At 47.9% G+C, this 4,654-nt stretch carries 4 protein-coding genes; all 4 read right to left on the bottom strand.

Annotation, left to right across the window (positions count from 1 at the left end):
- Positions 1-348 (bottom strand): hypothetical protein (locus VN105_RS15360; protein ID WP_325642409.1); only part of this gene is annotated, 348 nt, incomplete at its 3' end.
- A 14-nt stretch (positions 349-362) separates the two neighbouring features.
- Positions 363-1,403, bottom strand: a complete 1,041-nt coding sequence (locus VN105_RS15355) for a TlpA family protein disulfide reductase (protein ID WP_325642408.1) — start codon at positions 1,401-1,403, stop codon at positions 363-365.
- 23 nt (positions 1,404-1,426) lie between these two features.
- Entirely contained in the window at positions 1,427-2,815 is a 1,389-nt protein-coding gene (locus VN105_RS15350; protein ID WP_325642407.1) for a RagB/SusD family nutrient uptake outer membrane protein, read from the bottom strand.
- A 19-nt stretch (positions 2,816-2,834) separates the two neighbouring features.
- A partial coding sequence (locus tag VN105_RS15345; RefSeq protein ID WP_325642406.1) for a SusC/RagA family TonB-linked outer membrane protein occupies positions 2,835-4,654 on the bottom strand: 1,820 nt, incomplete at its 5' end.

Here is a 4,654-nt window from a genome sequence, read left to right as displayed (position 1 = left end):
AACCAGTTGCCTGTATTTTTCTTCATTCGCCGCAGCGTTGGTTTCATTATAGATCTCATCCAAAGCCCTGTCAAAGGCAGCTAAGCCATTGGGAAATTTCCGGATGGCAAGCCGGGAAACAGCGTCTCTTTTATTTTGATCCCGTATGGTGTTATAATAGGTCTCCAACAGGTTCAGGTCATTTTCCCGTTCACTTTTGGAAAGTGCTTCCAGGCTGTTTTGCAGTTGAACGGAATCCTTCTGGTTTAGCAGTGCAGCAAGTGCAGGATCGACCTCCCGGCGCTGCTGTGAAAAGGCCGCCGTTGTAACCAGGAGGAGCAACACGGGCCATATTTTCAGGTACTTCATTTTCTGAGATTTAATTAATGAGTGGTTTTTTCTGCCACCGCCGAATCTGCCTTTTTCAGCATTTCAGCGGCTTTGCTTTTATCGCCTGCCTGTGTATACAGCTCCGCCATTTTTTTGTAGGTGGCTGGAAAATCCATACTCCAGGGGTAAAGATCGAGCTGCGCCTGGTAACATCCGGCAGCTAAAACATAAGCGGATGCGGGAAGGTTTTTCTTTCCTGTTACCGCATCCGTAACGGTTGAAAATGGGGGATAGTCGTTGTGCTTCAGCCATTCCTTCCCAAATTCAACGGCCTTTTCCGGATCAGTTTTCAGCAAAGCGTAAAAAGTAAAGTGGCCTACTTTGGGATAATATTTAAGCCCGGGGTTTTCAGCAAGGATGCTGTCAATTTTTTTCAGGGCGCCTGTTGGATTCCCGGGATTGCCCATAAAAGTATTCATTACAGGTATGCTGTTGTTATCTATAACAGACAGCCGTTGCCATTCCTTTCTTTTCTCCGCTGCCTCTTTAACATCCCAGGTACCAGCAACCACCTGGGGCAGCACTTTATCCAGGTTTTTAGGAGCGCCGGCCCAGGCCACTCTTCCCTGCTGATCCACCACAAATGAATAAGGAATGCCACGCTCACCATAGGCTTTCATCCAGTTTTCCGCCATCAGGTTGTTCTGTTCTGTGGCTACGTTATACTTCATCTTATCCCCCATTCCTGCAACGAATTTTTCTATAACAGGGAGCGTGGTTTCTTTGCGCTCATGGATGCTTACGCCCAATACCGTTACATCTTTCTTATATTTTTCCGCCAGCTCCGACAGGTGAGGCATTCCCGCAATACAGGGTTTGCACCAGGTAGCCCAAAATTCAACCACATACACTTTGCCCTTTTCGAATGCCGTTACTTTATCTCCTTTTATCCAGTTGGAGATATAAAGAGAAGGCGCCGGCTCACCAAGCGTTTTAACTTTTACGGCAGGTTGTTGTGCCTGCACCCCGGCGGCACAACAAATGATGGCTGTTAGCAAACGTATTTGCCTGTTTAGTTTTCTTAGCATGGTCATGGTTGGTGTATTTTATTTACAGGTTATTTGTACCCTTCATTCTGAGTCAGGTTGCTATTATAAAGGATCTGGTTGGCCGGTATCGGGAATAAAGCCGCGGTAGCCTTCCAGGTTGGTTTTTGCGGGCCCAGCACAGCAGTAGCCCTGTTTGTTCTTTTTAAGTCGAACCAGCGGTGACCCAGTTCAGCGAACAATTCATGCGCCCGTTCCTTTTCAATGGCGAGCAGCATGGAGCTTTGACTGGCAGCAGCGGTGCCTGGTAATCCTGCACGTGTTCTTACCATATCCAGGTCTTCAGCAGCGCTGCCGGCGCCTGTTATCTTACCGAGCTGCGCTCTGGCTTCTGCCCTGATCAGGTATTGTTCCGCCAGGCGGAGCAGCACATTATACTCGTTGCCTGCGGTGGCGTTACGCAGCTTATACTTGTAGGGATAGTAGTAGGTAACATTGCCTATGGGGAGGGGTTTCATCCATTTGTCCATGCGCGCATCGCCCGGCTCAAAACTGGCTGCCAGCGAAGGATAGAGCACGTAGTTGGGACTGGTACCGGATGGCACGAAGTTAAGCCCGAAAACGGTGTACCCGTAAAAGGTAAAACGCTGCCAGATCACTTCGTTGCTGGTATTGAAGAAAGCACTGTCCAGGCTTTCCAGTTTGTAGCTGCCGTTGTTAATAACGGCGGTTGCCTGCGCTTCCGCATTTGCGTAATCTTTGGTGTACAGGTACACACGGGAGAGAAGTGCCGCTGCTGCCGCTTTGTTAACCCTTGCACGTTGTGCGGAAGGATAGGCATCAGCCAGGTTCTCCTGCGCTGTTTTCAGGTCACTGATGATCATCTGGTAAATCTCCGCCTGTGGCGCCCTGGGCAGGGTTAAATTCACACTGTTCACTGTGCTGGTGACCATGGGCACATCTCCATATAAATTGGTGAGATAAAAATAAATGAAGGCGCGCATAAAATAGGTTTCCCCCAGCAGTTGCTGTTTTACGCCGGCAGACACGCCGGTAGAGGCATTCAGTCCTTCAATAGCTGAATTGGCCGCGAAAATAACCGCGTACGCATAGTTCCAGGTATTATTTACATACCCGCTGCCGACGGTGATGGTATTGGTTTTGAACTCGTCCAGGTAAGTGGAGGAACTCAGGTAAATATCATCCGCCGCTGCCCCGCCCAGGGCGGTAGCCGCACCCAGTAAAGAGTTTTCTGTGCTTCCACTGGAGGCAAGCATATTGTTATTTGCATACAGGCCCAGCACAGAACTAAGTGCGGTGGCATCATTGAGGAAAGCCTTATCGGAGCTTACCTGGTCAATGGGAACATCTACCTCTATAAATTTTTTACAGGAAGCAGTGGTGAGCAATATACCCGGTATTAAAACCCGGCAGATAGTATGTATGGAGAATAATTTCATGTTGATGTCAATTTTAGTATTAAAAAGAAGCATTCAAACCAAAAACGATGGTGCGCAGCGCCGGCATTCCCGGTCCGCCGCCCTGCCCCGCTCCCATTTCCGGATCGTAGGCGTTTTTGAATTTCGATATTGAAAAGAGGTTCTGTGCCTGCCCGTATACCCTCAGGTTAGAGAGTTTGGCAGCAGCGATCCAGCGCTTCGGAAAATTATAAGCCAGGTTCACATTTTTCAGCTTCAGCCAGGAAGCATCGCCAAAGAAGGCGGTGGAACTGTTATAATAGAAACTATAAGCATTGTAAGCCGGGTTGCTGGAATTGGCAGTAGGAGCGCCAAATTGCGTGTTATCGCCCTTTTGCCTCCAATGGTCCAGCGTAGTGGTGTTCTGGTTGTTTAAAGACCCGAGTGATCCGGTTACGCTATTGATATAACCATTCTGATGTTTGAACTGGAAGAAGAAACCGAACTCAAACCGTTTATAGGTAAAAGTATTACTCAACCCACCATAGTAGGGAGTGCCTACAGGTGTTGGCTGCTGATCTACCAGGTAAGATGGAATACCATTGGCATTAGCTGTTTGGTAGGTAATCATCCCCGTGGCGGGGTCTATACCGTTAAAAATATACTGCCTGCTGAATGGTACCGGGTAGCCTACCATAAACTGGTTGGCATAGAAATTTAAACTGGCAAGGTTGTCAAATTTGGAGATCTTCGACCGGTTGATAGTAAAATTGAACGACGTTGACCACCTGAAATCATTTCTTTCAATATTCTTCGTATTCAGTTCAAATTCCAGTCCCTGTGCCTGTATGGTGGCGGGGAAGTTACCCAGATAGCTGGTAAAGCCCACCTGTCCGGGTGTTGAAATATACAACAGCTGGTTGCCCACCGTATTTCTGTAAGCAGCGGCGGAAAACTGTATCCTGTCTTTCAGGAAGCCCAGTTCCAGGGCCAGTTCTGCTTTTTTGTTACTTTCCCATTGAATGTCGGGATTGGCCAGTCTTGACGGATTTTGTATCGTTGTTCCCTGGTAACCGCTGGTAGATCCGCTGGCGGCGTAAGTAGAGAGATTCTGATAGTTGGCTATCTGATCATTTCCTGTGACACCGTAGCTTCCGCGTAATTTACCAAAGCTCAGAAAGGAAAGATGCTCCTTCACAAACTGTTCCTCTGAAAATACCCATGCCGCACCAATGGCGCCGAAATTGCCAAACTGATTGTTCAATCCAAAACGGGACGATCCGTCTCTTCTCATGGTTCCGTTCAGGATATATTTTCCCTGCCAGTTATAGGTAACCCTTCCAAAAACAGAAGTGAATTTATAATTATCGTAGGTAGTTCTGGCAGAAAGTGTTCCTGCCGCAGCCATACTGCCTAACAAGGCGTCGTTGCTGTAGTTGGTACCGAATGTGGTATTGGTGATACTGGTATTGGATTGAAAAGTAGTTCCAAGTAAAGCGGTCAGGTTACCCTTTCCAAGCTCCTTTGTATATTCCAGCTGGGGTTCCGCAATATAAGACCTTGCAGAGGTAGCTCCAAACACTGCACTGCTGATCACCGCATTGTACGACGGGTTCACCGTTGAAGCGGGTGTCTGCATATTCTGATCAAAGTTCAAAGCCGTATAGCCCAGGTTTGCTTTTAAGTTCAATCCTGGCAATACCCGGTATCTCAGGCTCATGTTGCCAATCAGGTTAGCTGTTGCCGCGTTGTATTTCTGCGCCAGCAAGGCATATGGATTATACTGGATAAGCGGCGAAAAGTTGAATGCGCCTGTAGCGGTATAAGGATCATAGTTAGGCGGCAGATTATAATAGCTGCTCAGGTCCCTTGTTGGCAAAT

This window comes from Chitinophaga sp. (assembly GCF_035564935.1).
Classification (GTDB): Bacteria; Bacteroidota; Bacteroidia; order Chitinophagales; family Chitinophagaceae; genus Chitinophaga.
This window is presented reverse-complemented; position numbering and strand designations above follow the sequence as displayed.